Here is a 17,242-nt window from a genome sequence, read left to right as displayed (position 1 = left end):
TGAAATAATGGAAGCATCAGCTTTACCTCTGTTTTTTAGTCATATTGAACAGCAACTTAATGAAGTACCGAATGAACTGCGTCGTATCTTTCACGGTCGTGGTAAGTTTTGGCCAGGTCTAGAGCAACTGACATGTGATTGGGTTGATGGACAGCTACTGGTTAACGTATTCAAAGAAGTAGACGATGAGTTCTTGTCATCTCTCAACGCTGGATTGGTTGATCTTACCAATAAAGACATCTGGCAAGCAAAGCAGGGCACAAGCATTGTTTTGCAACACCGTTATGCCGATGGTGCGCCTTCTGAGGTTCTATGGGGCGAACTGAACGACTCTCCAGTCGTGGTTGAGCACGGCCTTAAGTATCAACTCGACATTGGCCGTAATCAGAACTTTGGTTTGTTCCTAGACATGCGTAATGGCCGTCAGTGGGTACAAGATAATGCCAAGGGTAAGAATGTACTTAACTTGTTCGCATACACTTGCGGTTTCTCTGTAGCGGCTATCGCTGGTGGTGCTCGCCAATGTATGAACGTGGATATGTCTCGTGGTTCATTGAATAAAGGCCGCGATAACCACCGACTGAATGACCACGATATGCGTTCGGTTAATTTCCTTGGTTACGATATCTTTAAGTCGTGGGGAAAAATCAAGAAGGGCGGCCCTTACGAGTTAGTTATCATTGATCCGCCGTCATTCCAAAAAGGCAGCTTTGCTTTAACCAAAGATTACAAAAAGATCTTACGCCGTTTGCCAGAGCTTCTAACTGAAGGTGGTGAAGTGATTGCGTGTGTGAACTCACCGGCTGTATCACCAAATTTCTTGATTGAGACGATGGCAGAAGAAGCGCCAAACGTTGAGTTTATTGAACGTCTAGACAACCCGCCAGAGTTTGTCGATGTTGACCTTGATTCAAGTTTGAAAGTGTTGAGATTTAAGATCAACGACTCTGCTGACGTTTAAGATAGCTCGAACATCAGATAGCAAAACGCCGCTCATTTCGAGCGGCGTTTTTGTTTAAATGAATAGAGAGCCATAGATCAGCTGGTTTGATTCTTAAGAGTCTGAAAACCAAAATAAATACGCATGAACGTAGTTAGCCAACAAGCCGCACCAAAGGTGTACGCGATAACCGCAAAGTGCTGAGGCCAAATGCAGAAAGCGATGAAACAGGCGATGGTTTCCGTACCCTCGGTTAGCCCAGACATATAATAAAGAGACTTATGTTTATAAACGGGATTCTCGATACCTCGTTTGCCTGCCATTACTGCAAACGCTAAAAAGCTGCTGCCTGTGCCGATAAAAGAGAAGATCAAAAATGCACCGGCAATGGCGTTGTGTTCAGGATTGGCAATCACAAAGCCAAAAGGAATCAGCGAGTAGAAAAGGAAATCTAGGCTGATATCGAGGAAGCCACCCGCATCACTAATGCCTTGGATTCGAGCCAAAGCGCCATCAAGTCCGTCACATACTCGGTTGAATACAATAAAGCCTAACGCCCACTCATATTGTTGAAATGCTAACGCCGGGAACGCTAAACAGCCGACTAAAAATCCAAATAGGGTGGTTTGGTTCGCCGTGATACCAAATTGGTTAAGTAACTTAGCCGACTGATTTAATGGCCATTTAATGACCTTGATGGAGTACTTATCCAACATTGTTATTTCTCCATGGCCAAGATAGGACTTCTGCCCCTTGAGGTACATCGGCTTCGTCATGCGTGACCATTAATGTTGGGATATTTGCTTTGGTCAGTTGTTCGAACACCCAATCACGAAATTGTGCTCTTAACTCTTGGTCTAGCTTACTGAACGGTTCGTCGAGTAGGGCGAGTTTCGGTTTAGCTAATAACATACGAGTTAGGCTTATTCTCGCACGTTGACCACCAGATATTTGATCCGGGAAAGACTCTGCCAAGTGAGTTAGCTCTATGTCTTTTAGCGCAGCCATTGCTTGTTGTTGACGAGCAGAGCCTTTAACTGAGTTAGGTAATGAGAATGCCAAGTTTTCCCATACTTTGAGATGAGGGAACAGTAAGTCATCTTGAAACAAAATACCGACTTCGCGTTGATGTGAAGGTAGGTCGTCCAGCGGAATATCGTTCAACACAACGGTGCCCGAATATGAAAACTCTTCACTTAGGTGACCAGCAATCGCATCCAATAAGGTCGACTTTCCGCAACCACTCGGCCCCATCAAAGCCAGTATTTGGCCAGATTTTAATGTTACGTTTAGCGCTGAGAACAGCGAATCCCCATCGGTTTTACGGATGGCGAGGTCGTTGAGGTACAGACTCATTACTTAGGAAACCTTTGAAAGTAAGACGGCGATATCTGAGCTGAAGTCGGCTGACTAATATCGCTAAAGAGAAAAAGAATAGAGGCAATAAGGCCTGCCAAATGGTGTAAATAGCGGTCACTCTGCGGTCGAAACCACTCGTTAGCGCAACGGCTTCTGTGGTGATTGTGCTTATGCGTCCTGCGCCGAGCATCAATGTCGGTAGGTACTGAGCCAAGCTCACACTGATCCCGACCGCCCAAGCAAAAGCAATAGCAGGAAGTAGGATTGGCAGTTTGATTGAATACCAACTCTGAAATGGCGACTTACCAAGGCTAAGCGATGCTTTAATCAAACCATCATTGAAGCTTTTCCACGGGCCATCCAAAGACAAATATACAAACGGGAAAGCAAAGAAAACATGCGCCCAAATCACCCAGAACTCATAGGCACTGCTGCCAATGTAGAGGGTCGTAACTTGCATACCAAACAGCACAGAGAGCTGTGGTATCAACATTGGAATAGCGATAATGAAGCCCGGAACTTGCCACTTGTATTTGATTCTGTATTCGTGAGCAACCAGCGCAAGCAACAAAGCGACTGAAGCGGCAATCAAGCCAATCCACAAACTTTGTCCGACGGTACTGATGATGCCATCCCACTCAAACTCCCAGAAACGCGTGCTATATCGGCTAGGGAGCAGGTCTGGGAAACGCCAACGTTGGGCAACACTCCAAATCACCATCAATGGAATGATAAGCAGTGACAACGCAGCAAGCACAGTAAACACGGTTTTCCCCGGAAGGTTTGCGCCTGTTCTGCCTGAATACTGCCAAGTTCGAAAGTACTTAAGAATTGCCCATTCAACTAAGCGCGCCAAGGCGATGATCAATGAAGCTAAGCCAAACAAAACGATGGCACCAGCAGCAGCTCGCGGGAGTAAATTAAGGTCAGGATCGTTGAACCATTGCCATACTAAAACGGCAAAGGTCGGCGGGTTGGTTGGGCCAATGATCAGAGCAATATCGACAACCGAGACACTGTAAGCGAGCACGGCCAACATTGGGAAGCGAAGCTTAGTAAACCATTGTGGGAAAATACATTTCCACCAGATCTGATCACGGCTATAACCCAGAGATGCACTGACCTTAATGATACGCTCTACATCAATTTGCTGCAGTATCGAAATGCTCATCAGCAATAAGAAGGGTACTTCTTTGAGTGCCAGCATGATGATCAAGCCGAATGCATATGGATCTTTAACCAACAAAGCCAATTCAGAGCTCGTAGCCGATTCGCCGAGCAAGTGATGTATGGCTCTTGCGCCAAGCCCCGTTGGGCTAAACAGAAAAGCAAAGCCGATAGCGAAAGCCACATGTGGAATGGCAAGCATCGGTGATAGCGTTAACTCAATCTTTCTCCAAAATTGGTTTCCCCAAGAGGCTTGAAGAATACAAAAGGTCAGGAAGCAGGCAATATAGCTGCTTGCAACCGCTGAACCTAGGCTTAAGCCAATAGAGTGCAAAGCCCCTTCCCATTGAAAGACTTGGCTAAAACCGTTGAGTGTCGGCTCCTCTAAACCTAGGGGCGGGATGAAACTCAGTGACGAAGCCACGACTCCCGCTACCCCAGGAATGGTTGGGATAATGCACACCGCTATGACAACAAAATATAGAGCGCGTAGCATCAAGCTTAGTTACCGTATCGCTTAAGCCACTCTTTTTCGAGCGCGTTTTGCCAGCTAGGGTGTGGTTCATCAATTGATTTAAATTGCTGGGTGTTTTTAGCGCTGCCAGTGAGGTACTTGCTGCTTAGTACCGAAGGATCGCCCCAAACATTGAGGTCACCTTTGCGAGACTGTGCTTCTGGGCTCAGTAAGAAGTTAATGGTCACTTGAGCCCCTGCGGTTGCATTGGCATTCCAAGGAATAGCAAGGAAGTGAATGTTAGATAAAGCGCCACTTTCTAGAGCATAAGCCTTGGTGGTTTCGGCTAGGCGACCACTTGCTTGTGCTGAATAAACAGAGTTTGGATTGAACGTAATCGCGAGATCGAGCTGTCCGTCATCCAGAAGTTGGATGCTTTCCGATGTGCCTGCTGGGAATTGTTTACCACCGCGCCATGCCACTTTATGGAATTTATCTAAGTAAGCCCAAAGTGGTGCCGTCACTTCTTGGAAGTTGTCTTCTGAAACTGGCTGGGCCAGCGAAGGGTTATTGTCTGTTAGTTCAATCAGTAGAGACTTAATGAAGCTCGTACCATGAAATTCAGGTGGGCGAGGGTAGCTTAAGCGGTTCGGGAAAGCTTGAGCGTAGCTCAACATCTCTGAAAACGATTGTGGTGGATTGTGCAGTGTCTCTTGGTCGTGAATGAACACAAGTTGTCCAACACCCCACGGTGCTTCTAAGCCTTCTGTCGGCTCCGAGAAATCGACATCAATTGGCATAGACTTATCGACATACTGCCAATTTGGAAGTGATTCTGTAAACGGCCCAAACAATAGCGCGTTGTCTTTCATCGAACGAAAGTTCTCGCCATTGATCCAAACGATATCGACGCTGCCTTCGCTGTTCTTTCCAGCCGCTTTTTCAGCGAGTAGTCGAGTAGTGGTTTCTGCAATATCGGTTACTTTCACATGCTTTAACGTGACACCGTAGTCGCTTTGTAATTTCTTGCCTGCCCACTGTAGGTAACGATTGATCTCTTGGCTTCCGCCCCAAGCATGAAAGTAGACAGTTTCTCCCTCTGCCTGCTGTTCTATTTGGTTCCAACTGTCGGTGGATGTTGCTTCATCAGCATAAATGGTTGCGCTGTATGCAACGGTTGCCATGATTCCTAACGTACTTACTATCTTGTTCATAAACTTTTCCATTTGGTAGTGAACGGGCAAGAGCATTGTATTTTCGAACTCCCTAATAGTTATTCTATCTGTTTCTGAAATAATTTCTAATTCAACAGTAAATTCAATCAATTACTTGAGAAGATGCAGGGAGTTCGCGGTTGAGTTTTGTTCGATATTCAATTATCTCACAAACTCAACAGACTCTAGGCTTTTGCCATCCTAGCAACAGACCGCTTAACAGGTGAATTTATTGCATCTAAATGAGAGATTTTTGAGGTTTATTGGAGGTTGGTGCTAAAAGTCGGTGATGAGTGTCAATTTTGAAGAAATAGTGAGGGCAAGTCGACAATAAAAAAGGAGCCTTAGGCTCCTTTAATCAGTGTTTGGTTCGATGACGGATTAGTTTACCCAGTCACGAATTGTGTACGTTAGCGTGTGTACATCGTTTTTCAGTACTAGCGTATCGTTTGTTAGAGTTACGTCGCTCCACTCGCTCAGAGTAGCAGAAACCGATTGTTCGATTTCCATCGCGGAGCCTTGACACATTTTCATTGTCATGCCCATTTGCTTGATACGGAATTGACCGTCTTTCAGCTCGCCTTGGCCGAAGAAGTTGTTACAACCAGCCATGCCGTTTGCAGTCATCTTTTCGCCGATCGCTAGACGAGGAGCTGCTTGATCTTCGCTTTTCGCAATGTCCTTGCCATCAATTTGCGCAAGTTCCCAATTATGGTGCTGTAGATCGGTTGGTGTTACTTGCATAGCGTTGTCACCTGTTGTTGTGCATGCTGCTAGCATCATAGGTAAAGCGGCTACTGCTAGTAATTTTTTTGAACTAAACTTCATATTATAAGGCTCCAAAGGAAAGAACGAAGTTACCGAATAAGAGTAACTTGATGGGTTCAAAGTATAGTTTACAAAACACTATATGTGTCAGTATAAGGTCATAGTTTAGTATGGATTTCATGAGCTAGGCGACAAATTAATCGCTTATTTTTGAGATAGTAAGCGTAATTTTGGATGTGTAAGGAGGCACAGTGGAGCAGTTAGAGTTTTTCCAAGTTCCAAGCCCTTGCGTTGGGGTTTGTTCAAGCGATGACAAAGGCTATTGCAATGGTTGTATGCGCAAAAGAGAAGAGCGCTTTAATTGGATATCTATGACGCCGTCAGAACAATTGCACGTCATAAAGCTGTGTCGTCAGCGCTATAGAAGAAAAATAATGAAGCAAAAAAACTTGGTTGGTCAGCCGGTTGAAGAAGAGGGAAATGCAAGCCCCCAAAGAGATCTTTTTAGCTAAAGAGCAAGTATTAATATTTTATTTAACTCCGGAGTAACTATTACTTTACATAATGGTTGGGGTGTAATATTAAAGTAGGTACCTTTGTACCCGAAGGAGTGGTGTCGGTATGAATAAAAAGAACGTAAAACTTAAAAAAGAGCCAGTCAAAGCTTTGGACCGAAAACCGATCGGGGCTAAAGATGACCCTGAAGAAGCGCCGCGTGATTGGCACTCCATGTCAGAAGAAGAACGACTGGAAATCCTCTCTCACCTTTCAGACATGCCTTTTCAATAACACTACCGGTTCTTCAGAGCCTTTCTTCAAGCTCAGTTTTCAGAAACTAAAACCTTACTAAACAAACATGTGATTCGCTTTCGTTACACCACGATGGTATGTGCAAAACGTATCGTCTGCCTCGGTGGTTTTGCTGTGAATCTTGATGTTTGTGATCACTTCTATTGCCCCTGCATCGTAGCAAGCTTGTTCTGCTTTTTTAACAATATCGAGTAATTGGGTGAGTTCGCCTTTCATCGTGGTTTCCATTGCACCGACTTGGAAAGTCACATCGGCAGCTTTCACAACTTCAATGGCTTTATCAACCACTTCGAAGTTGTTGCCTTCTTTAACGCGAGGTATCACTTGGAAGGCAACCATCACTTCTTTTTCTCTTTTTAACTCAGACACTTTCTGCTTACTCTAGGGTAGGGATTTGTTGCAGATGATAGGTTAATGCGGAGACAAATTCTACAGCGACTATGCTGGTTGGATTATTCTCGTTTTCCTACTTATTACCCCAGTGGTCGCTTACCCAACCACCTATGTGTTCATCGAAATGACTGCCACTGAATCTATGGTTGCGTTCAACCGAAGTATCACAATCATCTTTGTTATCTATTAGGGTTTGTATGTAGTTTGCCATCGGGTCATTGGAATGTTGACGATCTCGGCGGGTTGCCACTTCTTTAATCAGTTGTAATCGATATGTAGAGCTAGCACGTTTCATTTCAATGACCTCCTGTTGTAGACACTAATAGAAAAATCTAGTTGCCAGATATAGGGGCGTCAACGTGATTTAAGAGTATTTTTTTTGAGCAACCAAGAATCAATACGTTGGCATCATAATTCACAAAAGTGTCATTTAAGTTGGCAACGTTAGGGGAGTTTTTGGGTGCTAATTTCTGTTTTGTTGCATATAAAAAAGCCCAGTATAAACTGAGCTAATTATTCTATTTCTGGTTGCTTAGAGCTATTTCTGGTTACTTTGAGCTATTTGATTTGCTTTTAAATTGCTTAATGCTCTTCTTTTTGGCTGTTCTTCGATTCGCCATTTTGTCTTTAGGTGGACGCTTGCGAGCTGTTGCTTCAGATGCAGGTTTGTCTGTAACAGGAAAACCTTCTAATGGTAGCAGTGCTAACGGCTTATTGGTCAGAGTGCGAATCGCGTTGAGATAGTCAGTTTCACTGTGGCTAACCAGAGAGATCGCGCAGCCAGTGCTTCCTGCTCTTGCTGTACGACCAACGCGGTGTACGTAAGTTGCTGCGTGAGATGGCAATTCGAAGTTAATCACGATAGGTAACTGATCAATATGGATACCTCGAGCCATAACGTCTGTCGCGATAAGCACGCGAGTCTCGCCACTTTTGAAACTTTCTAATGCCTGATCTCGTTCTTCTTGGCTCTTATTTCCATGTAACGCACTCACACTGATTTTGGCTTTATTCAATCGCTTGGTTAATGCATCGGCATTGTCTTTTGCGCCAATAAATACCAACACTTGCGGCCATGTGTGTTGATTGAGTAGGGCGATGAGCGCTTGAGCTTTACTGCCTTTGTTCACTAAGTACAGAGTTTCTTCAATAGTCGCGACCACGCTGTTTTCTTGGTGTGTCGTGACTTTAACTGGATTTGAAAGAAGCTCTTCAGCTTGACCTACCAATTCCGACGGAAGTGTTGCTGAGAATAGTAGTGATTGTCGTTTCGCTGGCAGTGCAGCGGTAATCGCTTGAATATCTGGCCAAAATCCCATGTCGATCAGGCGATCGGCTTCATCAAGAACCAATGACTGACACTGAGTTACATCCAGTTCACCGCTTTTGATTAACGCGAGTAGGCGGCCTGGTGTAGCGATGGCTAATTGCGGCTTAATGGATAATCGTTGCTGTTGATCATCGGTATTCACGCCGCCCGTTAAAGTTACGAGTTTGATATCGAGCGCTGTCGCGATAGGCTCTAAAGATTTCGTCACTTGAGATGCGAGTTCACGCGTTGGGATTATGATCAGTGCTTGCAGTTCATTTACATCATGATTGATGTTGTTCAGCAGTGGTAAGCCGAAGGCCAATGTTTTACCGCTACCCGTTTGAGCTAATGCAAGCACATCTTTCCCCGTAATAATTGTAGGGATTACTGCTTGTTGTATCTCTGTCGGCTTATTGAATTGAGATGGGAGCGCGGAGACGGTTTTAGCATTAAGGGTTAGGTTATCAAATGACATAAATGAACCAAGTATCAAAAGGGAGGTGGAGTCTAACAGGGCTGTAAATGTTAGAGAATCAGTTTTGTACGTTACACGATAAACACGTTCATTATACGCGTTATTTTGTGACGATCTCTATGCGAGTTAATTAAGCGTTTAGCATATTGTAATGCTATCGAATGGACGTACAATGTCCGTCCTAAAAATGTTCATGAAATGAGATCGAAATGAGTTGGGACAGTATCTGGCTGTTTATTGTTATCGTGTTTTTTATTGCCATTATACCGGGCCCTAATGCTTTGTTGGTATTAAGCACGGCCTTAACTCAAAGAAAGCTGTTCGCATTTGTGAACGTGTTGGGCGTGTCATGTGGTTTCTTTTTTCATGCCTTTATCTCGGCCAACGGCATAAGTTTGTTACTGTCGAACACTCCAATGGCTTTTGAAGGGCTAAAGTGGGCAGGGGTTTTGTATCTTGTCTGGCTTGGATACAATCATTTCCGTGCAGCACTGCGCGCTCAAGAGGGCGTAATTTCTGTGGTCAGTGCATCGGAAAGTAAGCTTTATAGCCAATTTTTCAAAGGGCTCCTCACAAATCTACTGAATCCTAAAATCGTCCTGTTTTATCTTTCTATATTTCCTCAATTTGTTTCAACAGATGCGATTGTGACAGACAGTCTCATGCTTGGTGGAATTCAGGCGATGGTTGTTTCGATGTGGTTCTTGGTTGTGATCTTAATGGCGGATACGTTTAAGCGCTTGTTGGTTCAAAAGCGTACCTCGCAAATGATGAACATTGTTTGTGGAATTCTATTTGTGGGCTTCAGCATTCAGTTGGCGTTGTTTCAGCTTTAGGGTAACCACACGAAGAATTGGGTGTTTGGCTATCGGTTCAGGTTTTATTGCCGTCTCAGATATCATTTCCGACTTAGTTCTCATTTTTTACTGAATGCTGAGCAATTCCTGTTTCTCTGTATAAATCTCTAAAGCATTAGCTCTGAAAGTCGATATAATAATCAGCTATCAATTTGGTGAATGTGTTTATTTAAAACCAATTGAAGCTAAAGTCTATTGCTTGACCGAATAATAGAGACAGGGAGTCACTAATGCGTGAAGATTCATTCACCCAAAAACGCAAATATTACCGCTTAAAGTACCCTCAAAAGGCACGTCCGGTGATGCGAATTAAGGATGAGCTTTTTCATGTCAGCGAAGTTTCTGAAAAAGGTGTACGCCTGATGATGCGTAATATCATTCCGGTTTATCGTGGCTTTTCAATGGCTGGCACCTTGAGGTTGCATGACAACAACAGTATCGACATTAGTGGTGCAGTATTGAGACAAGAGGGCGATGAAGTGATCGTTCAGTTATCACAAGGCCCAAGTTTCAAAGATATGGTGTCTGAACAAAGGCATATTAGGCAAAGATACCCGGTATTTTTTGCAAGCCTGAGAGTGGCTTAAAAGCGTCTAAAATTAGATATCTGAATCGTTAATTCTGAGCAAACATTAAAAAGCCCAGCACTTCACAAGTGCTGGGCTTTGTTATATCTAACTAGATACAGAGGCAAACTAAAGAGCTTAGTGACCCTATAGCTCGTCTACAGTTGCCCAAACTGCGGCTAGCATGTCATGACCAAACGCTATACTGCGCTCTGGCGACCAACCGTAAAGTTCGTCAGCGTGGCTGATGTGATCTTTAAATGGCATCTCGACGGTGTAAGCTAAACACTTAAACTGCTCACCAATCCAGTTTGTGCCAACCGTCATGTTAGCTTTGCCCGGCTCGTCTTTATCGTAGCCAAACTCATCTTGGAACTCTGGCGTGATCGTCAGTAGTGCTTGCTTGAAGTGATTCTCTAGTTTAGTAATGCGCTCGTTGTATGAAGGCGTGCCTTCGCTACCTGCCACAAAGTTATATGGAATCGCTTCGTCGCCGTGAATGTCTAAACACAGGTCTACGCCCGTTTCTAGCATGCGCTCACGAACAAGGAATACTTCTGGGCTACGTTCCATAGAAGGCGATTGCCATTCACGGTTCAGGTTAACGCCAATCGCGTTAGTACGTAAGTGACCGCGGATGCTACCATCTGGGTTCATGTTAGGAACAACGCGGAACACAACGCTGTCTAGCAGTGAACGACCTACCGTGTCTGTTTCATCAAGCAGGCGTTGAAGTAGACCTTCGATCAACCATTCAGCCATAGTCTCGCCAGGGTGTTGGCGACCAATAACCCAGATGTTTTTCTTCTCTTCACTTGGCTCACCAATGGTTAGCAAAGTGATGTCGTTGTTGTCTAGCGTGTGGCCCAGTGTTTCAAGCTTACAAGCCGGGTGTGTTTGCGCGCTGTGCAGAAGATCTTGGTGACGATCGTACGAGTAAGGTGCGAAGTACGCGAAGTACATTGAATCGTGCTCTGGAATAATGTCGAAGCTTAGTGTGTCGCCATCGAACTGAGATGGGATACGGAACCACTCTTCACGGTCGTACGATGCAACCACATCGTAATCTTTCCAGCCTTCAGGATAAGCCGATGTTGCCAGTTGACCGATTTCAAAGTGGTGTGCTTGTTGCGCTTCACTCTCTAAACGGAAATGGAACCACTGAGAGATTTCAGTTTGGTTGTCTGCAGGGATAGTCAGTTGAATGTTTTGTGGTGAATCTGCTGAAACGACGTGAATGTTGCCGCTTTCGAAATTGCTGAAAATTTTCATTGTAGTTTTTATCTCGTGGTTGAGTTGTCGTAAGACTAGCACACTTTTTTTCGAGCAAACCACTAACTAAATCGTAATGAGATGTTATTTCAACTATCTACTTTTTAGTTCTCTATTTTTGAACAACCAACTTTCTAACTATCGGCGCTGGCAAGTGGTACACCCACGACAGGCCGAACGAGTGTGGCGATCTAACTTGCTGCGTTGAACCTTACAATAAGCGTTTTTCAGCGCTCTTCTTCCAGAGAACCAATCATCGGGTTTTGACAGGATCAGATAACCATTAAAGCGTTTCACAAGCTCTATTCTGTTTTGCTCGATGAACTTGCTATCAAACCCAATTTCGAAGTAATCAAGCGCTTGTTCAATCGAGGTGAAACTCGCTATTTTTTGCTGGAATTCTGTCTGGTTCATTTTTATTTCAGTACCGTAAATTTGCAAACATTGTATATGTGCTCGCTACTCCTGATCTTGATTCTAGTGCGTTTTTTAATGGGGAAGTACGCCGTTATTTTTAGATGAATTTTATAAATTAAAGCGACCTTATTTGTTTTGTGAATATAAACAGAATGGTTGCGAAGTCATGGTTATAAGTGATTTGTATTTAGGTCTCATTGCTCGCTTTCTTTATTATCAATAAAGACAATTTATGACGTGAATCAATAGTGGCTAACCCTAAAGTATTATTCTGATCGCAATTGTTACTAATTGTTGAAGATGATTTCTAAATATGTCTATTAAAAAACGATATATCGCTCTTATTGCTGCTGTTGGTATAGGTATCGGCTGGCTAACGCTGGGCGGTACTGCAGCCGTTATGCACTACACATCGAGTACTGAGTTCTGTACTTCTTGCCACACTATGCAAATTCCGTATGAAGAATATGAAGGTTCAATCCACTTCAGCAATGCAAAAGGCATTCGAGCTGAGTGTTCTGACTGTCATATTCCTTCCGATCCAATTGACTACGTAATCACCAAGATTCGTGCATCTAAAGACATTTATCACGAGTTTGTGACTGGCAAAATTGATACCGAAGACAAATACGAAGAGCACCGTATGGCGATGGCCGAAACCGTTTGGGCTCAACTGCGTGAAAGTGATTCTGCTACTTGTCGTTCTTGCCATACTTTCGACGCGATGGATAGCTACGAGCAATCTGAAGATGCGGCGAAAATGCATGAATACGGGCAAGAGAATAATCAGACTTGTATCGACTGCCACAAAGGTGTTGCTCATTTTGCTCCTGAGCCAGAAATGGACAGCGAAGCTTTCGACAACTTGATGGCATTCACTGAGAAAACAGACCCGAATGCGAAAGTCGTTTACTCAGCAGAAACCATCAGTATTGGTGACCTTGGCACTATCAATCCAACGGCACGCCTAGATGTGAAAAGTGTTGAAGGTACTGAGCGCAAAATCGAGTTGCATGCTTACCAAATGAAGGGTGCAGAACAGGTGCTTTACTACGGCGAAGGTCAACGCTCAATCGTTGCGATGCTGACAGACCAAGGGCAACAGAGCCTTGAAGTTGGTGATTTTAAAACGGATGCGTACGGCAATGAATGGCGAACGGCGGTGCTAACCGCGAACGTTGATGCGCCTGTACTGGATTCACTCGAGCCAATCTGGGATTACGCTGAAGAACTCGACAACGTTTACTGCTCGACATGCCACGCAAAAATTGGCGCGAACCACTTCACCGTTAATGCTTGGGGTCCCGTTGCGAAAGGCATGGGCGAAAGAACTGACATTTCAGACCAAGATTTAGAACTTCTTACTAAATACTTCCAGAACCACGCAAAAGATGTGGCTGGCCACTAAGAAACAAAAGGGAAATAATTATGACAGATATTACTCGTCGCGGATTCCTCAAAGGAACAAGCATGGCTGCTGGTGCGCTGGCATTCACATCATTGACACCAATGACAGCATCGGCTGCGAATAAGCGTGGTAAAGGTATATTAACAGCAGGTCGTATGGGGCCAATGTTATGTGAAGTGAAAGATGGCAAGCTAGTTTCAACGACGAATGCTCTCGCACAAACAGTGCCAAATAGTTTACAAACGACAGGTCCTGATCAGGTTCATACCAAAGCTCGTATAAAATACCCAATGGTACGTAAAGGCTTCTTAGATAACCCATCCGATCCAACAGGAACTCGTGGCGCAGATGAATACGTTCGAGTGTCTTGGGATGAAGCTTATAAGCTGATCCACGAACAACACATGCGTATCCGTAAAGAGAGTGGCCCTGAATCTGTATTCGCGGGTTCTTACGGTTGGCGTTCAAGTGGTGTATTGCACAAAGCACAAACGCTACTACAACGTTACATGAGCTTGGCTGGTGGTTACTCAGGTCACTTAGGTGACTACTCAACTGGTGCTGCTCAAGTGATCATGCCGCACGTAATGGGATCTATCGAAGTTTATGAACAGCAAACCACTCACCCTGTGGTGCTAGAGAGCTCAGACGTTGTTGTGTTGTGGGGTATGAACCCAATGAACACGCTTAAGATTGCATGGAGTTCAACCGACTGTTCAGGCCTAGAGTTCTTTCACAAACTTAAGAAGTCTGGCAAGACAATCATCGCTATCGACCCAATGCGCTCTGAAACTATCGACTTCTTTGGTGACGCAGTTCAGTGGATTGCACCGCGCCCAATGACCGACGTCGCCATGATGATGGGTATCGCGCACTCTTTAGTTAAAAAGGGTAAGCACGATGTCGAGTTCCTAAACAAATACACGACAGGCTACGATAAATTTGAAGCGTACCTAATGGGTAAAGAGGACGGTGTTGAGAAGACACCAGCTTGGGCTGAAGCGATTACCGGCGTTCCTGCGAAACAGCTTGAATTACTAGCTGATATCTTTAGCCAAAACCGCACTATGCTGATGGCGGGTTGGGGTATTCAACGCCAACAATACGGTGAGCAACGTCACTGGATGGTAGTAACGCTAGCGGCAATGCTAGGTCAAATCGGCTTGCCTGGTGGTGGTTTTGGTCTGTCTTATCACTACTCTAATGGTGGTAACCCAACTCGTGATGCGGGTGTACTGCCAGCGATTTCAGCTTCAATCGGCGGCGGTTCTTCTGCTGGTAATGACTGGGCAGTTTCGGGCGCGGTGAATAGCTTCCCTGTTGCTCGTATTACAGAAGCATTGGAAAATCCAGGCAAGAAATACATGCATAACGGCCATGAACTGACATTCCCTGACCTGAAAATGATTTGGTGGGCGGGCGGTGGTAACTTTACTCATCACCAAGATACCAACCGCCTGATCAAAGCGTGGCAAAAACCTGAGCTAGTGGTTATTTCTGAGATCTACTGGACAGCTGCTGCTAAGCACGCGGATATTGTTCTGCCAATTACTACATCGTTTGAACGTAATGATATGACGATGACGGGTGACTACAGTAACCAACACCTAGTGCCAATGAAGAAAGCGGTTGAACCTCAAGGTGAAGCGCGTAATGACTTCGATGTATTTGCAGACATGTCTGAGATGATCAAAGCGGGTGGCCGTGATGTCTTCACCGAAGGCAAAGACGAAATGGCATGGTTGAAAGGCTTTTACGATGCGGCACAAAAAGCAGGTAAATCTGCTCGTGTTCGTATGCCTAAATTTGGTAAGTTCTGGGATGATAACCAGCTTATCGAAATGAAGTACAACAAGAAGGCGGCTCAATTTGTTCGTCATGCTGACTTCCGTAAGGATCCAGTGATGAATCCGCTAGGTACGCCAAGTGGTAAGATTGAGATCTTCTCTAAAACCATCGAAGGCTACAAGCTTGCAGATTGCCCAGCTCACCCAACATGGATTGAGCCTACTGAGTTCTTCGGTAAAGCGAAAAGTGATGAACTGCAACTGATGACAGCGCACGCCGCTCACCGTCTACACAGCCAGTTCAACTATGCGAAGATCCGCGAAGAGTATGCGATTGGTAACCGTGAGCCTATCTCAATTAACGTAGAAGACGCGAAAGCACGTGGCATCAAAACGGGTGATCTTGTTCGCGCATACAACGATCGCGGACAAGTACTTGTTGGTGCATTAGTGACGGATGGCATCAAGCAGGGCGCTGTATGTATCCATGAAGGCGGTTGGCCTGATTTAGATAAAGAGACAGGTCTATGTAAAAACGGTGGCTGTAACGTACTTACGTTGGATATTCCGACCTCTCGTTTGGCAAATGGTTGTGCTGCGAACTCTGCGCTTGTGAAAATTGAAAAATACACAGGTCCAGTATTAGAGCTAACGGCATTTGATCCACCTAAAAATGGCTAATCTTTAACGAGAAATAGCTAATCGAACGAAGCCAGTCTAACCGCTGGCTTTTTTTATGATCCTTTTTGCGATGGAAAGACTATTACTTTGTGTCGAGTAGACAACTCATGATAATCAACAACGTCAAAGCAAGAGAGAAGCCCATGAATCGGATCAACCCAAAGAAGTTATTTCGTAGTAAATGGACAGCCGTCAGCCCTGTGAAGAAAGAAAAGCACTTCATGGTCACAGAAGTCGAATTTGATGAAGGGGAGGTCGTGCGCTGCATGATAGAGGCAGTAATGACTAAACGAGAAGAAGACATCAATTGGCGAGAACTTACTGATAATCAAAATTGGCTCCCAGGCTGGAAGTAGAGCCGGAAGCCTGCTTGATTCGAATCTGATGTAAATGGCGAACTGGTGTTTATCGGATATTCGACGCTCGCCTTTGCCAGTATTTGAGCCCCTCTAACACACCCTCAGCGTGCGTTGCTGTGCTGGTATATACATTGTCTCTGTCGGAAAGGTGAGCCACTTCAGGGTAGTGGTTAGCGACTAGTATTGAATTTACCCCTTCTATCGTTAGCATGGATGTGTCGTTCGCAGAATCGCCCGCGACACACACCTCTTCAACGCTTAAATCATGCTGCTTGAGCAGGTGATGAATCGCAGTAGCTTTATTGACGCCTTTTGGTGTGATGTCCAAATACCAATCGTGGGAATAGGTAAGGTGTACATCCAATCCGCGCGACTCCAATCTTGATTCGATCAATTCATGTTGAGGCTCAGACAACTTCCCTTCAAAAGTAATCTTGTAATCACCTTGATGGTTTTCAAAGCGTTCACCCATAAAGTCAAGCGGTGCGAGAGCCGCTTCTATCTGTGATTTGTTCCAAGAAGCTTCCAATTGGTTATGCCAAATATGGTCTGGCTTTTGGGAATGTACATGATGAATTTTCGTACCCACATCACTGATAATGCTATGTGGTTTCGGGTAGTTATCCGATGCCAGCCCCATTCTAATCGAAGGTAATGTTCTTCCTGTTGCGATGATAAAGCGGATATCGGGTTGTTCTGTGAGGTAGTCAAACAACTGGTTAACGCCCTGAGATGATCCCCCATCAAGCGTACCGTCAAAGTCACACACCAGCATTTTAATCATTCGAATTCCTTGTCATTTTCTCTAATTATTACGGAGAGAACATCCATACCTTTCATAAAGAGTGGTTCAGCAATGAGTAGTCTACAAGTTGTCTTTTGGCTTAGATAATCGATATTGAATAGTTTGTAGCAAGTATCACAGTTGGTGTGGTGTTTTAAATTTTTTGTTTTTAAGACTGGTTTTGTCTCAATGACCTTAGTTGTAGTGGTCAAGTAAAAC

The 17,242-nt window shown here is 44.5% G+C and carries 20 protein-coding genes; 8 read left to right on the top strand and 12 right to left on the bottom strand.

Translation table 11 applies throughout. The features are described 5' to 3' along the window. Positions 1–7 precede the first annotated feature (7 nt). Positions 8–961, top strand: a complete 954-nt coding sequence (locus BCT34_RS07165; protein ID WP_076654429.1) for a class I SAM-dependent methyltransferase — start codon at positions 8–10, stop codon at positions 959–961. Positions 962–1,038: 77 nt separating this feature from the next. On the opposite strand, the gene BCT34_RS07160 is transcribed toward BCT34_RS07165, so the two are convergent. The 5 genes from BCT34_RS07160 to BCT34_RS07140 all read right to left on the bottom strand — a co-directional run bounded on the left by BCT34_RS07160 (position 1,039) and on the right by BCT34_RS07140 (position 5,962). Continuing rightward, positions 1,039–1,656, bottom strand: a complete 618-nt coding sequence (locus BCT34_RS07160; RefSeq protein WP_017109886.1) for a CDP-alcohol phosphatidyltransferase family protein — start codon at positions 1,654–1,656, stop codon at positions 1,039–1,041. Beyond that, positions 1,646–2,296: an ATP-binding cassette domain-containing protein gene (locus BCT34_RS07155; protein ID WP_076654430.1), complete on the bottom strand. Its 651-nt coding sequence runs from the start codon at positions 2,294–2,296 to the stop codon at positions 1,646–1,648. Before BCT34_RS07155 ends, BCT34_RS07160 begins: the two co-directional genes overlap by 11 nt. Next, on the bottom strand, positions 2,262–3,962 hold the full coding sequence (locus BCT34_RS07150; RefSeq protein ID WP_076654431.1) for a thiamine ABC transporter permease: 1,701 nt from the start codon (positions 3,960–3,962) through the stop codon (positions 2,262–2,264). The genes BCT34_RS07155 and BCT34_RS07150 overlap by 35 nt, the downstream gene beginning before the upstream one ends. Positions 3,963–3,967: 5 nt before the next feature. Then, the gene (locus BCT34_RS07145) at positions 3,968–5,134 is read right to left on the bottom strand and encodes an ABC transporter substrate-binding protein (RefSeq protein ID WP_076654432.1); all 1,167 of its coding nucleotides are present in this window, start codon (positions 5,132–5,134) and stop codon (positions 3,968–3,970) included. Positions 5,135–5,515: 381 nt separating this feature from the next. Further along, entirely contained in the window at positions 5,516–5,962 is a 447-nt protein-coding gene (locus tag BCT34_RS07140; RefSeq protein WP_076654433.1) for an META domain-containing protein, read from the bottom strand. Positions 5,963–6,153: 191 nt separating this feature from the next. On the opposite strand from BCT34_RS07140, the gene BCT34_RS07135 reads away from it, so the two are divergent. Together BCT34_RS07135 and BCT34_RS24400 are read left to right on the top strand one after the other, a co-directional pair. Then, the gene (locus BCT34_RS07135; RefSeq protein ID WP_076654434.1) at positions 6,154–6,414 is read left to right on the top strand and encodes a DUF1289 domain-containing protein; all 261 of its coding nucleotides are present in this window, start codon (positions 6,154–6,156) and stop codon (positions 6,412–6,414) included. 109 nt (positions 6,415–6,523) lie between these two features. Beyond that, positions 6,524–6,691 (top strand): hypothetical protein, encoded by a 168-nt coding sequence (locus tag BCT34_RS24400; protein WP_165690303.1) that lies wholly within the window; start codon positions 6,524–6,526, stop codon positions 6,689–6,691. A 57-nt stretch (positions 6,692–6,748) separates the two neighbouring features. Here the strand turns inward: BCT34_RS24400 and BCT34_RS07130 are convergent, their stop codons facing one another. The 3 genes from BCT34_RS07130 to BCT34_RS07120 all read right to left on the bottom strand — a co-directional run bounded on the left by BCT34_RS07130 (position 6,749) and on the right by BCT34_RS07120 (position 8,892). After that, positions 6,749–7,051 carry a thiamine-binding protein gene (locus tag BCT34_RS07130; protein ID WP_076654445.1) on the bottom strand — a complete coding sequence of 101 codons (303 nt, stop codon included), beginning with the start codon at positions 7,049–7,051 and terminating at the stop codon, positions 6,749–6,751. Between the two features lie 127 nt (positions 7,052–7,178). Beyond that, positions 7,179–7,400, bottom strand: coding sequence for a hypothetical protein (locus BCT34_RS07125; RefSeq protein WP_076654435.1), 222 nt, complete (start codon positions 7,398–7,400; stop codon positions 7,179–7,181). Positions 7,401–7,653: 253 nt separating this feature from the next. Continuing rightward, positions 7,654–8,892, bottom strand: a complete 1,239-nt coding sequence (locus tag BCT34_RS07120; protein ID WP_076654436.1) for a DEAD/DEAH box helicase — start codon at positions 8,890–8,892, stop codon at positions 7,654–7,656. A gap of 209 nt (positions 8,893–9,101) precedes the next feature. Here BCT34_RS07120 and BCT34_RS07115 point away from each other — a divergent pair, with 209 nt between their 5' ends. After that, positions 9,102–9,728, top strand: a complete 627-nt coding sequence (locus BCT34_RS07115) for a LysE family translocator (protein WP_076654437.1) — start codon at positions 9,102–9,104, stop codon at positions 9,726–9,728. Between the two features lie 251 nt (positions 9,729–9,979). Next, positions 9,980–10,336 carry a hypothetical protein gene (locus tag BCT34_RS07110; RefSeq protein ID WP_017060329.1) on the top strand — a complete coding sequence of 119 codons (357 nt, stop codon included), beginning with the start codon at positions 9,980–9,982 and terminating at the stop codon, positions 10,334–10,336. A gap of 126 nt (positions 10,337–10,462) precedes the next feature. On the opposite strand, the gene BCT34_RS07105 is transcribed toward BCT34_RS07110, so the two are convergent. Beyond that, positions 10,463–11,587, bottom strand: coding sequence for a M14-type cytosolic carboxypeptidase (locus BCT34_RS07105; protein WP_076654438.1), 1,125 nt, complete (start codon positions 11,585–11,587; stop codon positions 10,463–10,465). A 138-nt stretch (positions 11,588–11,725) separates the two neighbouring features. After that, a complete protein-coding gene (locus BCT34_RS07100; RefSeq protein WP_076654439.1) occupies positions 11,726–12,001 on the bottom strand; it encodes a nitrogenase-stabilizing/protective protein NifW in 276 nt (91 codons plus the stop codon). A 316-nt stretch (positions 12,002–12,317) separates the two neighbouring features. Here BCT34_RS07100 and BCT34_RS07095 point away from each other — a divergent pair, with 316 nt between their 5' ends. The 3 genes from BCT34_RS07095 to BCT34_RS07085 all read left to right on the top strand — a co-directional run bounded on the left by BCT34_RS07095 (position 12,318) and on the right by BCT34_RS07085 (position 16,236). Continuing rightward, entirely contained in the window at positions 12,318–13,412 is a 1,095-nt protein-coding gene (locus BCT34_RS07095; protein WP_076654440.1) for a NapC/NirT family cytochrome c, read from the top strand. A 20-nt stretch (positions 13,413–13,432) separates the two neighbouring features. Next, entirely contained in the window at positions 13,433–15,880 is a 2,448-nt protein-coding gene (locus tag BCT34_RS07090) for a molybdopterin guanine dinucleotide-containing S/N-oxide reductase (protein WP_076654441.1), read from the top strand. 143 nt (positions 15,881–16,023) lie between these two features. Continuing rightward, positions 16,024–16,236, top strand: a complete 213-nt coding sequence (locus BCT34_RS07085; RefSeq protein ID WP_026084164.1) for a TIGR02450 family Trp-rich protein — start codon at positions 16,024–16,026, stop codon at positions 16,234–16,236. 49 nt (positions 16,237–16,285) lie between these two features. Here the strand turns inward: BCT34_RS07085 and BCT34_RS07080 are convergent, their stop codons facing one another. Continuing rightward, the gene (locus BCT34_RS07080; protein ID WP_076654442.1) at positions 16,286–17,023 is read right to left on the bottom strand and encodes an HAD-IIB family hydrolase; all 738 of its coding nucleotides are present in this window, start codon (positions 17,021–17,023) and stop codon (positions 16,286–16,288) included. Then, the coding region (locus tag BCT34_RS24555; RefSeq protein ID WP_206747681.1) for a hypothetical protein at positions 17,020–17,242 on the bottom strand (223 nt) is incomplete at its 5' end. The genes BCT34_RS24555 and BCT34_RS07080, both read right to left, overlap by 4 nt.

Origin of the sequence: Vibrio sp. 10N.261.45.E2 (assembly GCF_002875705.1) — a bacterium.
Classification (GTDB): Bacteria; Pseudomonadota; Gammaproteobacteria; order Enterobacterales; family Vibrionaceae; genus Vibrio.
The sequence above is the reverse complement of the archived record's forward strand: the minus strand, read 5'-3'. Positions and strand labels throughout refer to the sequence as shown.